The sequence below is a fragment of the Rhodococcus sp. NPDC003318 genome, assembly GCF_042879035.1.
GTDB lineage: Bacteria > Actinomycetota > Actinomycetes > Mycobacteriales > Mycobacteriaceae > Rhodococcus_G.
In genome coordinates, this window is sequence record NZ_JBIAOU010000001.1 from 367,980 (window position 1) to 389,280 (window position 21,301).

The 21,301-nt window shown below is 70.0% G+C and carries 21 protein-coding genes; 10 read left to right on the top strand and 11 right to left on the bottom strand.

Annotated elements, in window-relative coordinates; genetic code table 11:
- The first annotated feature begins 113 nt into the window (after positions 1 to 113).
- On the top strand, positions 114 to 1,088 hold the full coding sequence (locus ACFYVR_RS01600) for a heme A synthase (RefSeq protein WP_387468914.1): 975 nt from the start codon (positions 114 to 116) through the stop codon (positions 1,086 to 1,088).
- A gap of 102 nt (positions 1,089 to 1,190) precedes the next feature.
- Here the strand turns inward: ACFYVR_RS01600 and ACFYVR_RS01605 are convergent, their stop codons facing one another.
- Positions 1,191 to 1,553 carry a hypothetical protein gene (locus ACFYVR_RS01605; RefSeq protein ID WP_387468915.1) on the bottom strand — a complete coding sequence of 121 codons (363 nt, stop codon included), beginning with the start codon at positions 1,551 to 1,553 and terminating at the stop codon, positions 1,191 to 1,193.
- Between the two features lie 33 nt (positions 1,554 to 1,586).
- Between ACFYVR_RS01605 and ACFYVR_RS01610 the strand changes: the two genes are divergently transcribed.
- Positions 1,587 to 2,552 carry a quinone oxidoreductase family protein gene (locus tag ACFYVR_RS01610; RefSeq protein WP_387468917.1) on the top strand — a complete coding sequence of 322 codons (966 nt, stop codon included), beginning with the start codon at positions 1,587 to 1,589 and terminating at the stop codon, positions 2,550 to 2,552.
- A 24-nt stretch (positions 2,553 to 2,576) separates the two neighbouring features.
- Here the strand turns inward: ACFYVR_RS01610 and ACFYVR_RS01615 are convergent, their stop codons facing one another.
- Positions 2,577 to 3,545 (bottom strand): heme o synthase, encoded by a 969-nt coding sequence (locus ACFYVR_RS01615; RefSeq protein ID WP_387470268.1) that lies wholly within the window; start codon positions 3,543 to 3,545, stop codon positions 2,577 to 2,579.
- 265 nt (positions 3,546 to 3,810) lie between these two features.
- Here ACFYVR_RS01615 and tkt point away from each other — a divergent pair, with 265 nt between their 5' ends.
- The 5 genes from tkt (at position 3,811) to pgl (ending at position 10,387) form a co-directional block, all read left to right on the top strand.
- A complete protein-coding gene (tkt, locus tag ACFYVR_RS01620; RefSeq protein ID WP_387468919.1) occupies positions 3,811 to 5,913 on the top strand; it encodes a transketolase in 2,103 nt (700 codons plus the stop codon).
- A gap of 5 nt (positions 5,914 to 5,918) precedes the next feature.
- Positions 5,919 to 7,031, top strand: a complete 1,113-nt coding sequence (gene tal, locus ACFYVR_RS01625) for a transaldolase (protein WP_387468921.1) — start codon at positions 5,919 to 5,921, stop codon at positions 7,029 to 7,031.
- Between the two features lie 3 nt (positions 7,032 to 7,034).
- A complete protein-coding gene (gene zwf / locus ACFYVR_RS01630) occupies positions 7,035 to 8,606 on the top strand; it encodes a glucose-6-phosphate dehydrogenase (protein WP_387468923.1) in 1,572 nt (523 codons plus the stop codon).
- Between the two features lie 40 nt (positions 8,607 to 8,646).
- Positions 8,647 to 9,555 (top strand): glucose-6-phosphate dehydrogenase assembly protein OpcA, encoded by a 909-nt coding sequence (gene opcA / locus ACFYVR_RS01635; RefSeq protein ID WP_387468926.1) that lies wholly within the window; start codon positions 8,647 to 8,649, stop codon positions 9,553 to 9,555.
- A gap of 85 nt (positions 9,556 to 9,640) precedes the next feature.
- Entirely contained in the window at positions 9,641 to 10,387 is a 747-nt protein-coding gene (gene pgl, locus ACFYVR_RS01640; RefSeq protein ID WP_387468929.1) for a 6-phosphogluconolactonase, read from the top strand.
- 4 nt (positions 10,388 to 10,391) lie between these two features.
- On the opposite strand, the gene ACFYVR_RS01645 is transcribed toward pgl, so the two are convergent.
- From ACFYVR_RS01645 to secG, 4 genes are all read right to left on the bottom strand, one after another.
- Complete coding sequence (locus ACFYVR_RS01645) at positions 10,392 to 10,550, bottom strand: hypothetical protein (protein ID WP_387468931.1); 159 nt, start codon at positions 10,548 to 10,550, stop codon at positions 10,392 to 10,394.
- 87 nt (positions 10,551 to 10,637) lie between these two features.
- A complete protein-coding gene (ppc, locus tag ACFYVR_RS01650) occupies positions 10,638 to 13,412 on the bottom strand; it encodes a phosphoenolpyruvate carboxylase (RefSeq protein ID WP_387468933.1) in 2,775 nt (924 codons plus the stop codon).
- Between the two features lie 43 nt (positions 13,413 to 13,455).
- A complete protein-coding gene (locus ACFYVR_RS01655) occupies positions 13,456 to 13,866 on the bottom strand; it encodes a PPOX class F420-dependent oxidoreductase (protein WP_387468935.1) in 411 nt (136 codons plus the stop codon).
- Positions 13,867 to 13,868: 2 nt separating this feature from the next.
- Complete coding sequence (gene secG / locus ACFYVR_RS01660) at positions 13,869 to 14,102, bottom strand: preprotein translocase subunit SecG (protein ID WP_387468937.1); 234 nt, start codon at positions 14,100 to 14,102, stop codon at positions 13,869 to 13,871.
- Between the two features lie 285 nt (positions 14,103 to 14,387).
- Between secG and ACFYVR_RS01665 the strand changes: the two genes are divergently transcribed.
- Positions 14,388 to 15,332 (top strand): tyrosine-protein phosphatase, encoded by a 945-nt coding sequence (locus ACFYVR_RS01665; RefSeq protein ID WP_387468939.1) that lies wholly within the window; start codon positions 14,388 to 14,390, stop codon positions 15,330 to 15,332.
- A gap of 18 nt (positions 15,333 to 15,350) precedes the next feature.
- Here ACFYVR_RS01665 and ACFYVR_RS01670 read toward each other — a convergent pair whose 3' ends face one another.
- Both ACFYVR_RS01670 and ACFYVR_RS01675 read right to left on the bottom strand, forming a co-directional pair.
- The gene (locus ACFYVR_RS01670; RefSeq protein ID WP_387468941.1) at positions 15,351 to 17,009 is read right to left on the bottom strand and encodes an FAD-binding dehydrogenase; all 1,659 of its coding nucleotides are present in this window, start codon (positions 17,007 to 17,009) and stop codon (positions 15,351 to 15,353) included.
- Between the two features lie 7 nt (positions 17,010 to 17,016).
- Positions 17,017 to 17,616: a TetR/AcrR family transcriptional regulator gene (locus tag ACFYVR_RS01675; protein WP_387468943.1), complete on the bottom strand. Its 600-nt coding sequence runs from the start codon at positions 17,614 to 17,616 to the stop codon at positions 17,017 to 17,019.
- Between the two features lie 94 nt (positions 17,617 to 17,710).
- Between ACFYVR_RS01675 and ACFYVR_RS01680 the strand changes: the two genes are divergently transcribed.
- Complete coding sequence (locus ACFYVR_RS01680; RefSeq protein WP_387468945.1) at positions 17,711 to 18,175, top strand: SRPBCC family protein; 465 nt, start codon at positions 17,711 to 17,713, stop codon at positions 18,173 to 18,175.
- Here the strand turns inward: ACFYVR_RS01680 and ACFYVR_RS01685 are convergent.
- Positions 18,162 to 18,620, bottom strand: coding sequence for a nitroreductase family deazaflavin-dependent oxidoreductase (locus ACFYVR_RS01685; RefSeq protein WP_387468947.1), 459 nt, complete (start codon positions 18,618 to 18,620; stop codon positions 18,162 to 18,164). The two genes, ACFYVR_RS01680 and ACFYVR_RS01685, sit on opposite strands and share 14 nt — an antisense overlap.
- Before the next feature lie 136 nt (positions 18,621 to 18,756).
- On the opposite strand from ACFYVR_RS01685, the gene ACFYVR_RS01690 reads away from it, so the two are divergent.
- A complete protein-coding gene (locus ACFYVR_RS01690; protein ID WP_387468949.1) occupies positions 18,757 to 19,236 on the top strand; it encodes a nuclear transport factor 2 family protein in 480 nt (159 codons plus the stop codon).
- A gap of 68 nt (positions 19,237 to 19,304) precedes the next feature.
- Here ACFYVR_RS01690 and tpiA read toward each other — a convergent pair whose 3' ends face one another.
- Positions 19,305 to 20,090 (bottom strand): triose-phosphate isomerase, encoded by a 786-nt coding sequence (tpiA, locus tag ACFYVR_RS01695; RefSeq protein ID WP_387468951.1) that lies wholly within the window; start codon positions 20,088 to 20,090, stop codon positions 19,305 to 19,307.
- Positions 20,090 to 21,301: a phosphoglycerate kinase gene (locus tag ACFYVR_RS01700; protein ID WP_387468953.1), complete on the bottom strand. Its 1,212-nt coding sequence runs from the start codon at positions 21,299 to 21,301 to the stop codon at positions 20,090 to 20,092. Before ACFYVR_RS01700 ends, tpiA begins: the two co-directional genes overlap by 1 nt.

A 21,301-nucleotide genomic window follows, 5' to 3' on the forward strand; every position in this document is an offset into this window, starting at 1 on the left:
CGCGGCCGAGCCGCCCCGGCAATCCAACGACACCGCGGGATGCCGCCCCAACGACACCGCGGCGGTGCCGCCCCAACGACACTGCGTAGTGGACCGGCGATTACGATCGAACCGTGCTGTATCGCGGCTTCGTGAGCCTGGTCAACCGTCTGCCCCTGCCGTCGTCGGCGGTCCAGAAGTGGATCGCCTTCGCGGTGATCCTGAGCCAGGGCGGCATCGCGGTGACCGGTTCGGTGGTCCGCGTCACCGCGTCCGGGCTGGGCTGCACGACGTGGCCGCAGTGCTATCCGGGCAGTTTCGTCCCGACGGGGAACTCGACCGCCCCCTGGTTCCACCAGACGATCGAGTTCGGCAACCGCCTGCTCACCTTCCTCGTGGTGGCGACGGCGGCGGCCGCGGTACTGGCCGTCACCCGGGCGGCACGACGCCGTGAGGTGCTGTTCTACGCGTGGCTGATGCCGTTGTCGACGGTGCTGCAGGCGGTGCTGGGCGGCATCACGGTGCTCACCGGGCTGCTGTGGTGGACCGTCGCCGTGCACATGCTGGTGTCGATGGCGATGGTGTGGTTGTCGGTGATCCTGTTGCACAAGATCGACCAGCCCGACGACGGCGTCGACGTGGTGGTGCTGCCGAAGCAGTTGCGCTGGCTCACCGCGTTGTCGGGTGTGGCCTTGGCGGGCACGCTGGTCGCGGGGACGATGGTGACGGGTGCCGGTCCGCACGCGGGCGACAAGAGCCCGGAACGCACCGTCGAGCGTCTCGATCTCGACATCACCAATCTCGTGCACCTGCACGCCGAACTGCTGGTCGCCTATCTCGCCCTGCTGGTCGGGTTGGGGTTCGCGCTGTACGCGGTCGGCGCCCGCAGCGCGTTGAAGCTTCGGTTGAAGGTCGTGATCACGCTCGTGGTCGCACAGGCGTGTGTGGGACTGGTCCAGTTCTGGACCGATGTCCCGGCCGTGCTCGTGACGATCCATGTCGCCCTGGCCGGGGCCTGCACGGCCGCGACGGCCGCGCTGTACGCCGCGGGCCGGGTTCGGGAGCTCGCGCCGGTGAACACCGGATCTCCCGCGGTGGCGACCACCTGACAGACGGCGACCACCTGACAGGCAACGACCACCTGACAGACAACGAGAAAGCCGGTGACCCGCGCAGTCGGGTCACCGGCTTTCGTCGTGTCGGCGGCGTGCTCAGAGCCCGTTGCGGGCCTTCGGGAATCGGGTCTGGTTGGCGACCCAGCCGGCCATCTTCTTCCAGTGCCCGACGCGCGGGGTGACGATGCTGGTGACGCTGCGCTCCCACCCGGAGGCCGTGAGGCCGTCGACCGCGGCGACGACGGCGTCGGCGGCGGCGAGGTCGTCGACCACCTGGTCGCCGAGGACGCCGTCCGCACCGACGAGGGTGATCCGGACGCCGTCGAGGCCGATGGGCTGGATGACGGCGGTGGCGGAGCCGCCGTGCTCGGCGACGAACTTGGTCACCGCGGTCACGGTCCGCTGCGGCGCGACGGCGGTCGGCGCGGCGGCGCCGGAATCCTGGGTGTCCACACTCATGTGCTCAGGATACGGGAGGGCAGAATCGTCGGTATGCGCGCAATCACTGTGTCCGAGTTCGGCGGTCCCGACGTCCTCACCCTGTCCGAGATCCCGGACCCGGTTCCCGGCGACCACGACGTTCTGGTCCGCACCGAGGCGATCGGTGTCAACTACATCGACACCTACTTCCGGACCGGCGCCTACGCCGTCGACCTGCCGTATGTCGCGGGCGCGGAGGGCACCGGCGTGGTCGAGGCGGTGGGCTCGGCGGTCACGGATCTGACGGTCGGCGACCGGGTGGCGTGGTCGGATGCGCCGGCGAGCTACGCCGAGCTGGTGGCAGTCCCCGCGGCGAAGGCCGTTCCGGTGCCCGAGGATGTGCCGGCGCCGCAGGCGGCGTCCGCGCTGCTGCAGGGCATGACCGCGCACTATCTGCTGCACTCCGTGTACGCGGCTCAGCCGGGCGAGACGGTCCTGGTGCATGCCGGTGCGGGCGGGGTCGGGCAAGTGCTCACCCAGCTGGCGGTCGCGCGGGGTGTCCGGGTGATCACGACGGTGTCCACCGACGAGAAGGAGGCCCTGTCGCGGCGGTGCGGCGCCGCCGAGGTGCTGCGGTACGGGGAGGACCTCGCCGACCGGGTCCGGGCCCTGACCGACGGGGAGGGCGTCGCCGCGGTGTACGACGGGGTCGGTGCCGACACGTTCGAGGCCAGCCTGGCGTCGCTGCGGATCCGCGGCACCCTCGCGCTGTTCGGGGCGGCCAGTGGTCCGGTGCCGCCGTTCGACCCGCAACGCCTCAACGCCGCCGGGTCGCTCTTTCTGACGCGGCCGACGCTGGCGCACTACACGCGCGACCGGGACGAGTTGCTGTGGCGGTCGGGGGACGTGTTCGCCGCGATCGGCGACGGGACGCTGACCGTCCGGGTGGGCGCGACGTATACGCTGGCGAACGCCGCGCAGGCGCACCGCGACCTGCAGGCCCGTCGGACGACGGGTTCGATCGTGCTCCTGCCCTAGGCGGGCGGCCGGGACGCGGTCGGCTCAGGACAGCAGGCTCGAGACCGTGTCCCAGCCGAGGACGGAGTCGACCGCGAGACCGCAGAACACGACGGCGAGGTAGTTGTTCGACTGCAGGAACAGGCGCAGCGGCTTCACGGATCCGCCCTTGCGGACACCCGAGTACAGCTGGTGTGCCATCAGGAGGAACCAGGCGCCGGCGACGAGAGCGACCGCGGCGTAGATGACACCGGCGGCGGGGACGAGCGCCAGCGTGGCGATGACGGTCAGCCAGGTGTAGACGACGATCTGCTTGGTGACGCGTTCCTCGGTGGCGATCACCGGGAGCATCGGCACGCCCGCCGCCTTGTAGTCCTCCTTGTAGCGCATCGCGAGCGCCCAGGTGTGTGGCGGCGTCCAGAAGAAGATGACCAGGAACAGCACGATCGGCTCCCAGCTGAGGGTGCCGGTGACCGCGGCCCATCCGACGAGCACGGGCATGCAGCCGGCGGCGCCACCCCAGATGACGTTCTGCCAGGTCCGACGCTTGAGCACCATCGTGTACACGAACACGTAGAACGCGATGGTCACGAGGACGAGGAGCCCGGCGAGCAGGTTCGCCGCCCACCACAGCCACACGAAGGATCCGGCGCCGAGCACGAGCCCGAAGACGAGGGCGTGGGAGGTGGGCACCGCCATGCGGGCCAGCGGCCTGCGCGCGGTCCGCTTCATCACCTTGTCGATGTCCGCGTCGACGACGCAGTTGAGCGTGTTGGCGCTGGCCGCGCCCATCCATCCGCCGAAGAGGGTGGCGAGGATGAGCGGGAAGTCGACCGTGCCGCGGTCCGCGAGGAGCATTGCCGGGATCGTCGCGACGAGGAGCAGTTCGATGACCCGGGGTTTGGTGAGCGCCAGGTAGGCGAGGACCTTCCCGGTGATCCGACCCCACACGGTGTCCGGTGTGCTCGGGGTGGCATCGGGGGCACCAGCGAGACCGTGTCCGCCACGCTCCACTATCCGCACCGTTTCTCCTACTCTCGGGCCCGGCCGATGGGCGCGTACGACAACCGCTCCGGCGGTCCTCCCACGACCGGGGACCCGAGCACTACTACACCCGATGGTAGACGCCCCGGCGGCGAGAACCGAACCGGCCTGCCGGGGCGGACGCGTGATCGACCGTGGTCTACCCGGGCACTACTGTTGTCACGGCACTACGCTTGGCGTTACCGCCTGCCGACCACCCAGGGCCGTTCCCCACATGTCAGGAGACTTGAAGCTCGTGTCAGTCACAGACGAGATCCGCGTCCTCACCCAGCCGGTTCATCCCGCCGACTGGACCGAGCTGGACACCAAAGCGGTCGACACCGTTCGTGTCCTCGCCGCCGACGCGGTGCAGAAGGTCGGCAACGGCCACCCCGGCACCGCGATGAGCCTCGCTCCCCTCGCCTACACCCTCTTCCAACGGGTCATGCGCCACGACCCGGCGGACGCCGAGTGGGTCGGCCGGGACCGGTTCGTGCTCTCGTGCGGACACTCCAGCCTCACCCTGTACCTGCAGCTGTACCTGTCGGGCTACGGGCTCGAGCTCGCCGACATCGAGTCGCTGCGCACCTGGGGCTCGCTGACCCCGGGCCACCCCGAGTACGGCCACACCACCGGTGTCGAGATCACCACCGGCCCCCTCGGCCAGGGTCTGGCCTCCGCGGTGGGCATGGCGATGGCGGCGCGCCGCGAGCGGGGCCTGTTCGATCCCGATGCGGCGGCCGGCACCAGCCCGTTCGACCACCACGTGTACGTCATCGCGTCCGACGGCGACCTGCAGGAGGGTGTGACCTCCGAGGCGTCGTCGATCGCGGGTGTGCAGCAGTTGGGCAACCTGATCGTCTTCTACGACGACAACGAGATCTCGATCGAGCACGACACGGCGATCGCGTTCGGTGAGGACGTCGCCAAGCGTTACGAGGCGTACGGCTGGCACGTGCAGCGGGTCGAGGGCGGCGAGAACGTCTCGGCGATGCTCGATGCCGTCGAGGCCGCGAAGGCGGTGACCGACAAGCCGTCGATCATCGTCCTGCGCACCATCATCGGCTACCCGGCGCCGACCAAGATGAACACCGGTGACGTGCACGGCGCGGCCCTGGGCGCCGCCGAGGTCGCCGGTGTGAAGGAGGCCCTCGGCTTCGACCCGGAGAAGAGCTTCGACGTCGACCCGGCTGCCCTGGCGCACGCCCGTGAGGTGCAGACCCGCGGTGCCGCTGCCCACACCGAGTGGCAGACGACGTTCGACGCCTGGGCCGCCCGCGAGCCCCAGCGCAAGGCCCTGTTCGACCGGCTGCACGCCGGCGAGTTCCCCGAGGGCTGGATCGACGTCCTTCCGACGTGGGAGCCGGACGCGAAGGGCGCCGCGACCCGCAAGGCCTCGAGCAAGGTCCTCAACGCGCTCGGCCCGATCCTGCCGGAGCTGTGGGGCGGCTCGGCCGACCTCGCGGGCAGCAACAACACCACCATCGACGGCTCGGACTCGTTCGGCCCGCCGTCGATCTCGACGAAGGACTGGACGGCGCAGCCGTACGGCCGCACCCTGCACTTCGGTATCCGTGAGCACGCGATGGGCTCGATCCTCAACGGCATCGCACTGCACGGCCCGACCCGCCCGTACGGCGGCACGTTCCTCGTCTTCAGCGACTACATGCGACCCGCGGTGCGCCTGGCCGCGCTGATGGGTGTGCCGTCGATCTACGTGTGGACCCACGACTCCATCGGCCTCGGCGAGGACGGCCCGACCCATCAGCCGATCGAGCACCTCGCGGCGCTGCGCGGCATCCCGAACATGTCGGTGATCCGGCCGGGCGACGCGAACGAGACCGCGCAGGCCTGGCGGTACGCGCTCGAGCACACCACCGGCCCGACCGCGCTGGCGCTGACCCGTCAGGACATCCCGGTCCTCGAGGGCACGAAGGAGAAGGCCGCCGAGGGCGTCAAGCGGGGCGCGTACGTGCTGGAGGACTCCTCCACCGGCACCCCCGAGGTCATCCTGCTCGCGTCCGGTTCGGAGCTGTACCTGGCGGTCGAGGCCCGCAAGGTTCTCGAGGCCGACGGCATCGGTACCCGCGTGGTGTCGGTCCCCTGCCTCGACTGGTTCGCCGAGCAGGACCAGGCGTACCGCGACGAGGTGCTGCCGCCCGCGACCCGCGCCCGCGTCTCCGTCGAGGCCGGCATCGCGATGCCGTGGTGGCGTCTGCTCGGCGACGCCGGTGAGGCCGTCTCCATCGAGCACTTCGGCGCCTCCGCCGACCACAAGACCCTGTTCCGCGAGTTCGGGTTCACGGCCGAGAACGTCACGGCCGCGGCCCGTCGCACCCTCGATCGAGTGAAGGGCTGATCGCCATGGCACAGAATCAGAATCTTGCCGACCTGTCGGCCGCCGGTGTCTCGGTGTGGTTGGACGACCTGTCCCGGGGGCGGCTCGAGACCGGCAACCTGGCGCAGCTGGTGGCGGAGAAGTCCGTCGTCGGTGTGACCACGAACCCGTCGATCTTCCAGGCCGCGCTCAAGGGGCCCGAGTACCAGGCGCAGCTGCACGAGCTCGCCGGTCGCGGCGCGAACGTCGACGACACCGTCCGCGCACTGACCACCGACGACGTGCGCAACGCCTGCGACCTGCTGGCCCCGCAGTACGAGGCGTCGGGTGGCGTCGACGGCCGCGTGTCCATCGAGGTCGATCCGCGCCTGGCGCACGACACCGAGGGCACCGTCGCGCAGGCGGTCGAACTGTGGAAGATCGTCGACCGGCCGAACCTGCTGATCAAGATCCCGGCCACCCTCGCGGGCCTGCCGGCGATCACCCGGGTGATCGCCGAGGGCATCAGCGTGAACGTGACGCTGATCTTCTCGGTGGAGAGGCACAGGGCCGTCATCGACGCCTACCTCGCCGGGCTCGAGGCCGCGAAGGCCGCCGGGCACGACCTGGCGACGATCCACTCGGTCGCGTCCTTCTTCGTGTCGCGGGTCGACACCGAGATCGACGCCCGTCTGGAGAAGATCGGCACGGACGCGGCACTGGCCCTGCGCGGCAAGGCCGGTGTCGCCAACGCGCGCCTCGCGTACGCCGCCTACCAGGAGGTGTTCGAGTCCGGGGCCCGGTTCGCGGAGCTCGCGAAGGCCGGTGCGCGGGTGCAGCGTCCGCTGTGGGCGTCGACGGGCGTGAAGAACCCCGACTACCCGGACACGCTGTACGTGACCGAGCTGGTCGCCGCGCACACCGTGAACACGATGCCGGAGAAGACCCTCGACGCGGTCGCCGACCACGGAACGGTCAGCGGGGACACCGTCACCGGAACCGCTGCGGCCTCCCAGGAGGTCTTCGACGCGGTCGCCGGTACCGGTGTCGACCTGGCCGACGTCTTCGACAAGCTCGAGTCGGAAGGTGTCGAGAAGTTCGAGGTCTCCTGGAACGAGCTGCTCGAGGCCACCGCCGCGTCCCTCGCCGCAGCGTCGTAGTCGATGGGGAGCACGGGTGCCGCGCAGCAGCGGAGGGCAGGTGCCGCCGAGGCGCCGTGGGTCAATCCGCTGCGCGACGAGCGAGACAAGAGACTGCCGCGCATCGCGGGCCCGTGCTCCCTGGTGATCTTCGGGGTCACCGGCGACCTGGCCCGCAAGAAGCTGATGCCCGCCGTGTACGACCTGGCCAACCGCGGGCTGTTGCCGCCCGGGTTCGCCCTCGTCGGATTCGCCCGGAGGGATTGGGCGGACGAGGATTTCGGCAAGGTCGTCCACGACGCGGTCCGTGAGCACGCCCGCACCGAGTTCCGCGAGGAGGTGTGGGAACGGCTCGCCGAGGGAATTCGCTTCGTGCAGGGCAGTTTCGACGACGATGCCGCATTCGTCGAGCTGACACGCACGTTGGCGGCACTCGACGCCGAACGCGGAACGGGCGGCAATCACGCCTTCTACCTTGCGATTCCGCCTGCCGCGTTCCCGACGGTGTGCGAGCAGCTGTCGAAGTCGGGGCTCGCGCAGCCGGTCGAGGGCCAGTGGCGCCGCGTGGTGATCGAGAAGCCGTTCGGGCACGACCTCGAATCCGCCAAGGAACTCAACGAGGTCGTGGGCAGCGTCTTCCCCGAGGACTCGGTGTTCCGCATCGACCACTACCTCGGCAAGGAGACGGTGCAGAACATCCTGGCGCTGCGGTTCGCGAACCAGCTGTTCGACCCGATCTGGAACGCCCACTACGTGGACCACGTCCAGATCACGATGGCCGAGGACATCGGACTCGGGGGCCGCGCCGGGTACTACGACGGGATCGGCGCCGCCCGCGACGTCATCCAGAACCACCTGCTGCAGCTGCTGGCGTTCACCGCGATGGAGGAGCCGGTCAGTTTCGAACCCGCCGAGTTGCAGGCCGAGAAGATCAAGGTGCTCTCGGCGACCCGGCTCGCGGAACCACTCGACGAGACCACCGCCCGCGGCCAGTACGCGGGCGGCTGGCAGGGCGGACGCAAGGTGGTCGGGCTGCTCGACGAGGAGGGGTTCTCGAAGGACTCGACCACCGAGACGTTCGCCGCGATCACCCTCGAGGTCAACACCCGTCGCTGGGCCGGCGTGCCCTTCTACCTGCGCACCGGTAAACGGCTCGGACGCAGGGTCACCGAGATCGCGGTGGTGCTCAAACGCGCCCCGCACCTCCCGTTCGACCAGACGATGACCGAGGAACTGGGTCAGAACGCCCTGGTGATCCGGGTGCAGCCCGACGAGGGTGTCACGATGCGGTTCGGTTCGAAGGTCCCCGGCTCCTCGATGGAGGTCCGGGACGTGAACATGGACTTCAGCTACGGGCAGGCGTTCACCGAGTCCTCCCCCGAGGCCTACGAGCGGCTGATCCTCGACATGCTGCTCGGCGAACCGTCGCTGTTCCCGGTCAACGCCGAGGTCGAACTGTCCTGGCAGATCCTCGATCCCGTGCTCGAGCACTGGGCGGCGGACGGACGGCCCGACCCGTACGCGGCGGGCACGTGGGGTCCGGAGTCGGCCCAGGAGATGCTGCGCCGCACCGGCCGCGAATGGAGACGACCGTGACCGGTTCCCCGGCATCGGAGACAACTGTGGAGGACCACCGGTGATCATCGACATCCCGGCGACGACGACCGGCGCCGTCAACAAGCGGCTGGTCGAGGTCCGCGAGAGTGGTGGCGCGGTCACCCTCGGCAGGGTCCTGACCCTGGTGGTGGGCACCGACGACGACGAGAACGCCGAGGCGGTGATCGAGGCCGCGAACGAGGCGAGCCGCGAGCACCCGTGTCGTGTCATCGTCGTCACCCGCGGTGGACTCGACGGCGAGTCGCGTCTCGACGCGCAGATCCGCGTCGGCGGCGATGCGGGTGCGTCGGAGGTCGTGGTGCTGCGCCTGTACGGCGAACTCGCCGGTCACGAGGACAGCGTCGTGATCCCGTTCCTGCTGCCCGACACCCCGGTGGTCGCGTGGTGGCCGGACAATCCGCCGGCGGTTCCCGCACGTGATGCGCTGGGGCAGTTGGCGATCCGGCGGATCACCGATGCCACCGGCGCGCCGGATCCGGCCGCGACGATCAAGTCGCGGCTGCAGTCGTACACGGCGGGCGACACCGACCTGGCGTGGGCACGGGCGACGCCGTGGCGGGCGCTGCTGACGGCGGCGCTCGACCAACCGCCGCACGAGCGGTTGCTGTCGGCGACGGTGTCGGGCTTGCGCACCGAGCCCGCCGTCGACCTGATCGCCGGCTGGCTGGCGAGCCGGATCGACGGTCCGGTGCGCCGGCTCGCCGGCGAACTCCGGGTCGACCTGCAGCGGGAGACGGGGTCGATCTCCCTGCGCCGCCCACAGGAGGGCAAGACCGCGACGCTGAGCCGGACGGGCGCCCCGGATTCCCTGGTGTCGTTGGCCCGCAGGGAAACTCGCGACTGCTTGGCCGAGGACCTGCGTCGCCTCGATCCGGACGAGATCTACCACGCCGCGCTGGCGGGGCTCGAACGCGTCGACTACGAGTAGGTGCACCGGACCCACGGTCGGGGCGAATCATTCGCCTCGATAACGGTCCTCCACCATTCGGAGCCGAACGCATAGGGTGGGTGCCATGACTGTTTCCGTGACCGTGCAGACGTTCGACGACACCGCCGCGCTCACCGCCGCGGCAGCCCGGCAACTGGTCGACGTGATCGTCGCCGCCCAGGCCGAGCGAGGTGCCGCGTCGATCGTCCTCACCGGCGGCGGCAACGGGATCGGGGTCCTGCGGCAGCTGCGGGCCGATTCCGGTGCGATCGACTGGTCGAAGGTCGACATCTTCTGGGGCGACGAGCGTTTCGTTCCCGCCGGACACCCCGATCGCAACGAGGTCCAGGCACACGAGGCCCTGCTCGACCACGTCCCGGTCCAGCCGGCCCGACTCCACCCCATGCCGTACGGCGACGGCCTGTACGCCGGCGACCCCGACGCGGCAGCGCACGCGTACGAGCATCTGCTCGCGGCGCACGCCGACGGGGGTCCGGTCCCGGAGTTCGACGTGCACCTGCTCGGCATGGGCGGTGAGGGTCACATCAATTCGCTGTTCCCCGACACCGCCGCCGTCCGGGAGAACACCCGATTCGTGGTCGGGGTCACCGACTCTCCGAAACCACCGGCGCAGCGCGTCACGCTGACCCTGCCCGCGGTGCGCCATGCCCGGCGCGTCTGGTTGCTCGTGGCCGGCGCCGACAAGGCCGAGGCCGTGGCGTCCGCGGTCCGGGGCGCGAGTCCGATCGACGTCCCCGCGGCGGGTGCCCTCGGCTCCGAGGAGACGGTCTGGTTCCTCGATCGGGCGGCGGCCGCGGGCCTGCCGGACTGACCGGTCACTCGCCCGTCGCCTCCTCCTGATCCGTGTCCCGCGGAGCCGGTTCGGGGCAGCCGCGTCCGCCGTACAGCAGTGTGTGGGAGCGCGACCTCGCGCGTGGATGCGCGAAGGCACGCATCCCGCCGCGCCAGTCCTGCGTTCCGGTGCAGTGGTTCATCGCGGAACTCCTTCCAACTCTTGCCCTGTGGTGAGTTGGACGCGCTCGGCACCGACGTGGTTCCGGGACTCGCCGGCGCGGCGGGACCTATCCGCTGTTGCGCAGTGCCGTGGCCAGACCGTTCATCGTCAGATGGATCCCCCGCCGGACCAGGTCGCTGTCGTCGCCCGCACGGTAGCGGCGCAGCAGTTCGACCTGCAGGTGGTTGAGCGGTTCCAGGTACGGGAAACGGTTGTAGATGGAACGCTCGAGCGCCGGGTTGCCGCTGGTGAGCGATTCGTCCCCGGTGATCGCCCGGTACATCGCGACGGTTCGGGCGTGCTCGGCGGAGATCTTGCCGAACACCCGCTTCCGCAGGTCCACGTCGGGGACCAGCTCCGCGTAGCGCGCCGCCAGCCCCATGTCGGACTTGACCAGCACCATCGCCATGTTCGACAGGACGGTCCGGAAGAACGGCCACCGCCTGTGGAGGTCGGTCAGTCGTGCCAACCGGTCCGGGTCGCCCGCGACCCAGCTCTCGAAGGCCGTTCCGGTTCCGTACCAGCCGGGAAGCATCACCCGGGACTGCGTCCACGACAGCACCCACGGGATCGCCCGCAGGTCGGCGATGGATCGCGTTGCCTTCCGCGACGCGGGTCGCGACCCGATGTTCAGTGCGCCGATCTCCTCGACCGGTGTCGACGTGGTGAAGTACTCCACGAAACCCGGTGTCCGGTGGACCAGTTCGCTGTAGGCGACCCGGGCGCGCTCGGCGAGGTCGTCGAGCAGGACGTAGGCCGCATCCGCATCGGCACCGAGCCCCTCGACGTCGAGCAACGTCGATTCGAGAGTCGCGGCCAGCAGCGCCTCGAGATTCCTCCGCGCCAGCGGAGGCGCCGCGTACTTCGCCGCGATGATCTCGCCCTGTTCGGTCAGTCGCAGCGAACCGGTCACCGCGCCCGGAGGCTGGGCGAGAATCGCCTCGTAGCTCGGCCCGCCGCCGCGGCCGATGGTGCCGCCGCGACCGTGGAACAGCCGCATCCGGATGCCGGTGTCGCGGGCGGCGTCGACGAGGTCGAGTTCGGCGCGGTACAGGGCCCAGTTCGCGGCGAGGTAGCCGCCGTCCTTGTTCGAGTCCGAGTACCCCAGCATGATTTCCTGCAGGCCACCGTGCGCGTCGACGAGCGTCCGGTACTCCGGGACGGCCAGCACCGCACGGAGGGTGTCCGCTCCCCCGCGCAGGTCCTCGATCGTCTCGAACAGCGGAACCACGTTGGGGGCGAGGCGCTCCGGGTCCCCGGGGACGAGCAACCCGACTTCCTTGAGCAGCACGGCGGCCTCGAGCATGTCGCTGACCGAGGTGCACATGCTGATGACGTAGTTCGGGATCGCACCGGGACCGATCGCGGCGACGGCGTCCGCCGCGGCGCCGAGGATCGCGAGTTCGGAGGCGGTGCGCTCCCCGAACACCGCCCCGGGACGGGTCAGGGGTCGCGGCGTGCGCAGTTCGGCGGCGAGCAGCGCCACCCGGTCCGGCTCGGGCAGCGAACGGTAGTCCGGATGCACACCCGCCCAGGCGAACAGCTCGGCGATCACCTCCTCGTGCACCTCCGAGTTCTGCCGCAGGTCGAGCCCCGCGAGGTGGAAGCCGAACGACTCCACCGACTCGCGGATCAACGCCACCCGTTCGTCGGCGATCACGTCGTCCCCGTGACTGCGCAGGGAGGCGTCGATCACGGCGAGGTCGGCGAGCAGCTCGCGCGGCGCACGGTAGGGCGTGAGACCGGTTCCGTGGAGCGCGACGGACGACGTCAGGTCCGCGCCGAGGATCGCGAGGGCGGTCTCCGTCAGCCGTGCCCGCATGCCGCGGAGCGCACGCCGATAGGGTTCGTCGCCGCGGAACGGACTGCGGTCACCCGAGGCGTCGGCGAGCGCGTCGAGTTCCGGTGTCACGCTGACCAGACGCGACGACATCGCCAGTTCCCGTTCCAGGACGGCGAGGTCCTGCAGGTGCTTGTCGAGTGCGGTCGCGGCGGCGCGGTGTGCCGCCCTGTGCACGACTTCGGCTGTGACGTAGGGGTTTCCGTCGCGGTCTCCGCCGATCCACGATCCGGTCCGCAGCATGGGTTCGGCGAGCAGGTCCGCGTCCGGCCAACGGCGACGCAGTTCGCGGCGCAGCGACACGTTGATCGCGGGCACCACGTCGAACAGCGCGGCGTCGTAGTAGCGCAGCCCGACCTCGATCTCGTCCTGGATCCGCAGGCGCGCGAGCCGGATCAGCGCGGTCTGCCACAGGCTGAGTATCTGCCGGTACAGCGCGGCCTCGACCTCGGCGGCCTCGTCGGGGTCGAGTGCGGCGCGGCCGTGGGTCCGCATCAGCTCGGTGATCCGCGACTGCGTCTCGAACACGGTCCGGCGCCGCGTCTCGGTCGGGTGCGCGGTGATCACCGGAACCACCTGCGCCCCGTCCAGCGTCGCCGCCACCACACCCGGATCGAGTTGCGCGGCATCGAGTTTCGCGTAGGTGGCGGCGAGGCTGCTGTTCTGTGGGGGTTCGCCGGCCCGGATGTGCACGCGCCGGCGGCGCTCTCGGTGCAGATCCTCGGCGACGTTGGCGAGCAGCGCGAAGTGACTGAACGCCCGGATCACCGGGATGGCGACGTCGATCTCGACGCCGTCGAACAGGGCAGCCACCTCGGCGCGGTCGACCTCCGAGCGACGGACCCGGAACGCCTCGACCCGCGCCCGCTCGACCAGGTCGAACACCCGGTCGCCGGCCTGTTCCCGGACGACCCTGCCGAGGATCCCCCCGAGCAGGCGGATGTCCTCCCGCAGCGGTTCCGTGTCGGCTCGAGATCGCTCCGGGCTGTGCTCCGTCGTCATCGCCCCAGTATCGGGTGCGGTGCCGACGCCCGCAGCACGAATGTCAGCCCTTGAAGACCACCGTCTCGGGTGTCAGCCTGCCGATCACCCGTGGCGTCCCGGGGGCGTCGGCCTCCCATCGGGCCGCGCCCGTGTACTTCGACGCGAGGGCGTGGATCAGCGACCCGTCCGGGTCGTCGGTGAACGTGACTGTGCCGCGGACCTCGAGGTAGCTGTACGGCCGCGCCGCAGGGTAGACCAGCAGGGTGGCGCGCGGATCGCGTTCGAGGTTGACGGTCTTGCGGCGTCCCTTCACGGTCGAGAACAGCACATCGGTGCCGTCGCGCTGCACCCAGATGACGGACAGCTGCGGCTGTCCGGTCGGCTCGAGCGTGGCCAGTGTCGCGAATTCGGGAGCGTCGATCAGTGCGGCACCGGCGTCGGACAGCACCGCGGAGCGAACGAGGTCGGCCATCGTCAGCTGAACTTGATCTCGAGGCCGATGCCGAGGATCGCGATCAGCCAGATCAGGGCGGTGAACACCGTCAGCCGGTCGAGGTTCTTCTCCACGACGGTGGAGCCGGACAGGCTGGACTGCATACCGCCGCCGAAGAGGCTGGACAGACCGCCGCCCTTGCCGCGGTGCAGGAGCACCAACAGGATCAGCAGCAGGCTGGAGATCACCAGCAGAATGTCCAGGAACAGATTCATCTCGGCTGTACGCTGCCCTTCACGCGACGGTTGTGGCCACAAGCGCTGCTAGCCTACCGTCCCCCGGCCGACGAGGTACAACGTCTCGTCCCCGCCCTGAAGGCCGAGCTCGTCGGCTGACCATCACACCGCGGCCCGGCACACCCGGGCCGCGGTGCGGACCGCTCATCGGGAGGATCCGCTTCGGGTGTCCGCTCACCGGGAGGGCGGGGCCGGATCCGCACCGCATCCACCTTCGGCTGGCTACCTTCCCCGACCGGAACACCCCCCGACGGAAGGTTCACGATGTCCCGCACCACACTGTCCCGCACCCTGTTCGGCCAGCGGTCCGGGCGACTGCCCGCGGCCCTGCTGCTCACCGCCGCCACACTGGCCGGCGGCAGCGGCCTCGCCCACGCGCAGCCTCCGCTGCCGCCCGCGGTCGCCTCGCTGCTCGACACGGCATCCGCGGGGGCGGGCAGCAGCACTCCCGTCGCGGACGCTCCGCGGCTGGCGAGTGTCGACAACTTCCGCGACGTCGCGGGGACCGGAGCCGGGTACGCGGCGGGCGGCGGGGACCACGTCCGCAAGGGCGTCTTCTACCGGTCCAACGCGATCGTCCCGAACGACGCGGACCTCGCGACGCTCGCCGGGCTGAACCTGACCACCGCCTACGACCTGCGGGGTCCGGACGAGATCGCGCAGAAGGCGGACCGGCTGCCCGACGGCGTGCAGTACCTGAACATCCCGATCCTCGCGGGCAACGTCAACGACTTCGTCGCGAGCATCCACTCCCCCGACGACGCGCGCGCGGCGATGCGGGACATGAACCGGAACTTCGTCACCGGGGCGGTCGAACGGGCGGGCTTCGCCCAGTTGCTGACCGAACTCGCCGTGACCGACGGCGCCCAGGTGTTCCACTGCACCGCGGGCAAGGACCGCACCGGATGGACCTCGTACCTGCTGCTGTCGATCGCCGGCGTGGCGCCGCAGACGATCATGGACGACTACCTGCTGACCAACGAGTACACGGCCACCTCGACGGCCGCGACGCTGACCTACCTGAAGCAGTCGCAGGGCGACGCGGTGGCCGCGAACTTCGAGCCGCTGCTCGGTGTCGAGGCGAGCTACCTGCAGGCCGGCATCGACCAGCTCACCTCGACGTACGGCACCGTCGACGACTACCTGTCCGCGGGCCTCGGTCTGTCGGCCGAGACGGTCGCCGCTCTGCGGGCGAAGCTGGTCGGCTGACCGGCTCCGCCGTCGCCGCTACAGCGTCCGGGCGAGCGCTCGCCCGGCGCTGCGGCCCGAGAAGATGCAGCCTCCGAGAAATGTCCCCTCGAGAGCGTTGTAGCCGTGGACGCCGCCGCCGCCGAACCCGGCGACCTCACCCGCGGCGTACAGCCCGTCGAAGGCGCTGCCGTCCGGGCGGATCACCTGCGAGTCGAGGTTCGTCTCCAGGCCGCCGAGGGTCTTGCGGGTGAGCAGGTTCAACCGGACCGCGATCAGGGGACCGTGCGCCGGGTCCTGCAGCCTGTGCGGCTTCGCGACACGGATCACCTTGTCCGCCGGATAGGTTCGCGCGTTGCGGATCGCCATCAACTGCATGTCCTTGGAGTAGGTGTTGTCCACCTCCCGGTCGCGGGCCAGCACCTCCCGCTCGACCCGCGCGTAGTCGAGCGGCGGGCCGGGGTTGATCGCGTTCATCCCGTCGACGAGGTCGCGGAGGTTGTCGCGGACGACGAAGTCCTCGCCGTGCTGCTTGAAGGCCTCGACCGGTCCGGTCGCGCCCTTCTTCACCCGTCCGAGGAGCAGTTTCAGGTCCTTGCCGGTCATGTCGGGGTTCTGCTCGGAGCCCGACAACGCGAACTCCTTCTCGATGATCGACTGGGTGAGGATGTACCAGCTGTGGTCGTGGCCGGTTCCGAGGATGTGCTTCAGCGTCGCGAGGGTGTCGAATCCGGGGAACAGCGGGACGGGCAGGCGGGTGCCGGTCGCGTCGAGCCAGAGTGACGAGGGGCCGGGGATGATCCGGATGGCGTGGTCGGGCCAGATCGGATTCCAGTTGACGATGCCCTCGGTGTAGTGCCACATCCGGTCGCGGTTGACGATGTTGCCGCCGGCGGACTCGGTGATCTCGAGCATCCGCCCGTCGACGTGGGCGGGGACGCCGGTGATCATCCGGTCCGGCACCCGCCCCAACCGCTCGACCGGCCAGTTCCTGCGCACCAGGTCCGGGTTGCCGCCGATGCCACCGGACGTGACGACCACCGCCTGTGCGCGTAGCTCGAACTCGCCGGCGCGGTCACGGTTGGACTTGACTCCGCGCGGTTCGGTCGACGGCGCGAGGACCGTCCCGCGCACGCCCACCGCGGCGCCGTTCTCGACGATCAACGCGTCGACCTGGTGGCGGTACCGGAACGTCACCAGTCCCCGTGAGGCGGCCTCGAGCACCGGTTCGCGGAACACCCGCACCACCTCGGGGCCGGTGCCCCAGGTGATGTGGAACCGCGGCACCGAGTTGCCGTGGCCGGTGGCGAGCCCGCTGCCACGTTCGGCCCAGCCGACGTTCGGCATCACCCGCAGCCCCAGCTCGTGCAGGTAGGAGCGCTTGTCGCCGGCCGCGAAGTCGACGTAGGCCCGGGCCCACTGACGCGGCCAGTGGTCCTCGCGGTCGCGGTCGAATCCGGCGCTGCCGAGCCAGTCCTGCCACGCCAGCTCGTAGGAGTCCTTGATCCCCATCCGGCGCTGCTCGGGGCTGTCGACGAAGAAGAGGCCGCCCAGCGACCAGAACGCCTGACCGCCGAGGTTGGCCTCGTTCTCCTGGTCGACGACCACGACGGACTTCCCGGCGCGGGTCAGTTCGTAGGTGGCGACCAGGCCGGCGAGGCCTGCCCCGACGACGATCACATCGGCTGTCTCGGACATCTGCACCTCATTCGGTTTCGCTGTAACTGTGGAGGACGTGCACGAACAGTTCCGTCCGCGCCCGCCGGATCCGGGGATCGTCCGGTTCCATCAGGACCTGGACGGAGGTGCCGTCGTGGACGGCGACGAGCGCGCGGCCCAGGGCGTCCGGATCGGTGATCCGGCGTCCGGCGCGGGTGAGCGCCGCGTCGACGAGCGGCAGGATCGTCGCCTGGATCGCGGCCTCCCGCTGGGCGATGACCGGTCGGAGCCCGGGTGTGCGCAGGGCGTGGGCGGTGAACTCGGCGGTGACGCGGTACCACCGGTCGTCGACCGGGATCGCCGCCACGATCCGAGCCGCAGCCGCGTCGAGGTCGAGAGGATCTCCGATGTCACCGGCCGCGGCGACGGCGCCGCGCATGTCCGCCAGCAGCTGCCGGGACCGCTGTTCCCACATGGCCAGGAAGAGTTCGTCGAGCGACGCGAAGTTGGAGTAGAACGCACCGCGGGTGAATCCCGCACGCTCGCAGACCTGTTCGACGGTGCACCGGCCGAACCCCTCGTCGGCGAACACGTCGAGAGCGGCGGCCAGCAGCCGATCCCGCGTCTGCGCTCGACTCCTCGGCATGCTCGATACATTAGTGTATCGAACGAGGTCGTGATGCGAATTCAGCGAAGGTCCTACGATTCACGCAGGCATCGAACCGACGAGAGGGCCGGTCGTGAGCACCGTGGACGTCGAATCACGCACAGTCGTCAACCGACCCCGGCCCGAGGTCGCGGCGTACGCATCCGATCCCGACAACGCCACCGCCTGGTACGTGAACATCCGCTCCGTCGAATGGGATTCACCGAAACCGGCGACGGTGGGAACCCGGGTACGGTTCACCGCACGGTTCCTCGGTCGCACGCTGACCTACACGTACGAGGTCACCGAACTCGCCCCGGACGAGCGCTTCGTGATGCGCACCGCGCAGGGCCCCTTCCCGATGGAGACGACGTACACCTGGTCCGACACCGACGACGGGGCAACGCTCATGACGCTGCGCAATCGCGGCGAGCCCTCGGGATTCACCGGCCTCGCCGCGCCCGTCATGGCCGCGGCGATGCGCCGGGCCAACATCAACGACCTGACGCGTCTGAAGCAGATCCTGGAATCCCGCCCCACCCCGCTCAGCGGGGCGTGAGCACCACGATCGGGATCCGCCGCGTGGTGTGCTTCTGGTAGCCGCTGTACCGACCACCGTTGTTCGCGTCCGCGGCCGCGAACAACCGGGCGTACTCGGCGTCGTCCGGCCCGAGCAGACGGGCGGTCACCGGGATCGTGGTGGTCCCGACGCGAATCGACGCCTGCGGCTTCGCCTTCAGGTTGAAGTACCACCCCGGCGACTGCGGGGCACCACCCTTGGACGCGACAACGACGTAGTCCTCGCCGTCACGCACGTACGTGAGGCTGCTGACCCGCGACTGCCTCGTCCTCGCGCCGACCGTGTCGAGCAGCAGGCACGGCACCCCGAGAATCCGGTGTCCGATCCGGCCACCGGTGTGCTCGTACACCCACTGGTGCACTCTCAGCACCTGCACGCCGACCTTCTGGACGACAGGATTCTCCTCGATCTTCACGGCAGCCACCTCCGGATCGTCTGCGTTCGAGCCTAGCCCGCGGCCGGGGACGAGCCGTCCGCCACGCAACTGCCCGCACCACCTTCCGCCGTGCGGTACCCGGCGACGTCGGGCGGGTCGAGCCGACGTCCGTCACACTGGGGACATGAGAGCCTGGTTTGCCGCGGGGGCGGCGACCGCACTCGTCGGCCGCCGGCTCGTCCTGGAACTGCTGTTACGTCGTTTCCGGGCCAGTCTGGCCGCCCTCGACGCGGGCGACCACCGACCACTTCTGGCGTCCTATCGGCAGGATGCGGTGCTCCACTTCGCGGACGGCAACCATCGTTGGGCGGGCGACCACGAAGGGCGCGAGGCGATCGAACGCTTCCTGCGGGATTTCGTCGCCGCGGGGCTGCACGGTGAGATCGGAGAGGCGTACTTCGGTGGACCTCCGTGGCGGATGACGGTTCTCGCCCGATTCGACGATCGGGCCGAGGATCCCGACGGCACGGAGATCTACCGCAACCGGACGGTGCTGCTCCTGCGCACGAAGTGGGGGAAGGTCGTCGAGCAGGAGGACTACTACGAGGACACCTCCCGCATCGAGCGGCTCGACGCGCACCTGCGCGACCGCGACCGTCCCTGAACGCGCGGTGGGCGCGTGGCCCTCGAAAGGTCCACGCGCCCACGCTGTTCGACGTGCGTCCGGTCAGATCACGGGAGGGGTCCCCCGGCCGCGATCGCGGACAGCGTCGCGAACTCGTCGGCCTTGAGCGAGGCGCCGCCGACGAGACCGCCGTCGATGTCGGGCTGAGCGACGAGCTCGCCGACGTTCTTGGCGTTGACCGAGCCGCCGTAGAGGACCCGCACGTCCGCGGCGACCTCCGCAGACGCCAGCTCCGCGAGGGTGGCGCGCACCGCGGCGCACACCTCCTGCGCGTCGGCGGCCGAGGCCACCTTGCCGGTGCCGATGGCCCACACGGGCTCGTAGGCGACGACGATCCTGCCGATCTCCTCGGCGGACAGACCGGCGAGGGAACCCTTCAGCTGCGTGACGTTGTACGCAACGTGGTCGCCGGCCTCGCGGATGTCGAGGCCCTCACCGATGCACACGATCGGCGTGACGCCGTTCGCCAATGCCGCCCTGGTCTTGGCGAGCACGATCTCGTCGCTCTCGCCGTGGTACTGACGACGCTCCGAGTGCCCGACCACCACGTAGGTGCAGCCGAGCTTGGCCAGCATCGAACCGCTGACCTCACCGGTGTAGGCACCGGACTCGTGCTGGGAGACGTCCTGTGCACCGTAGGTGAGCAGGAGCTTGTCGCCCTCGACGAGGGTCTGCACGCTGCGGAGGTCGGTGAACGGCGGGATCACCGTCACATCGACCTTCTCGAAGTACTTCTCCGGCAGCGAGAAGGCGATCTTCTGCACCAGGGCGATGGCCTCGAGGTGGTTGAGGTTCATCTTCCAGTTGCCGGCGATGAGCGGCTTGCGCGCCATCAGGCCTCCAGCGCTTCGATGCCGGGAAGCGACTTGCCCTCGAGGTACTCGAGGGAGGCGCCGCCACCGGTCGAGATGTGCGAGAAGCCGTCCTCGGGCAGGCCGAGCAGGCGTACCGCGGCCGCGGAGTCGCCGCCGCCGACGACGCTGAACGCCCCCTTGCCGGTGGCACCGATGATCGCCTCGGCGACACCCTTGGTGCCCGCGGAGAACTTCTCGAACTCGAACACACCCATCGGCCCGTTCCAGAACACCGTCTTGGCGCTGCCGAGGATCGCCGCGAAGCGGTCCACGGACGCCGGTCCGATGTCGAGGCCCATCCAGCCGTCCGGGATCTCGAGCACCGAGACCGTCCGGGACTCGGCGTCCGCGGAGAAGGAGTCGGCGATCACCACGTCCTGCGGGATGTGGATGACGTCGGCGTACCGCTCGAGCAGGCTCGTGCAGGTCTCGATCATCGACTCCTCGCACAGCGAGTTGCCCACCGAAACCCCTTGCGCGGCAAGGAAGGTGTAGTACATGCCGCCGCCGATGACGAGGGTGTCGGCCTTCTCGGCCAGCGCCTCGATCACGGCGAGCTTGTCCGACACCTTCGAGCCGCCGAGCACGACCGCGTACGGCCGCTCGGACTCCTGGGTCAGCTTCTGCAGCACCTCGACCTCGGTCGCGACGAGCGTGCCCGCGTAGTGCGGCAGCAGCGTCGCGACGTCGTAGACCGACGCCTGCTTGCGATGCACGACACCGAAACCGTCGGAGACGAACGCGCCGCCCACGTCGGTGAGTTCGACGAGCGCCTTCGCCAGCGCGAGCCGCTCCGCGTCGTCCTTGCTGGTCTCGCGCGGATCGAAGCGGATGTTCTCGAGCAGCAGGACGTCGCCGTCGGTGAGACCTTCGGACCTGGCGAGCGCGTCCTGTCCGACGACGTCGCCGGCCAGCTGGACGTTGCGGCCGAGCACCTCGCCCAGCTTCGCGGCGACCGGCGCCAGCGACAGGGCCGGATCCGGTTCCCCCTTGGGCCGGCCCAGATGCGCCATCACGATGACCTTGGCGCCGGCCTCGGCGAGCGCCGAGATGGTCGGCGCCGAGGCCAGGATGCGACCCGGATCGGTGATGGTGTCACCGTCGAGCGGGACGTTGAGGTCGGAGCGCACCAGCACGGCGCGGCCGGCGACCCCCTCGTCCAGCAGGTCCTTCAGAGTCTTGACTGCCAC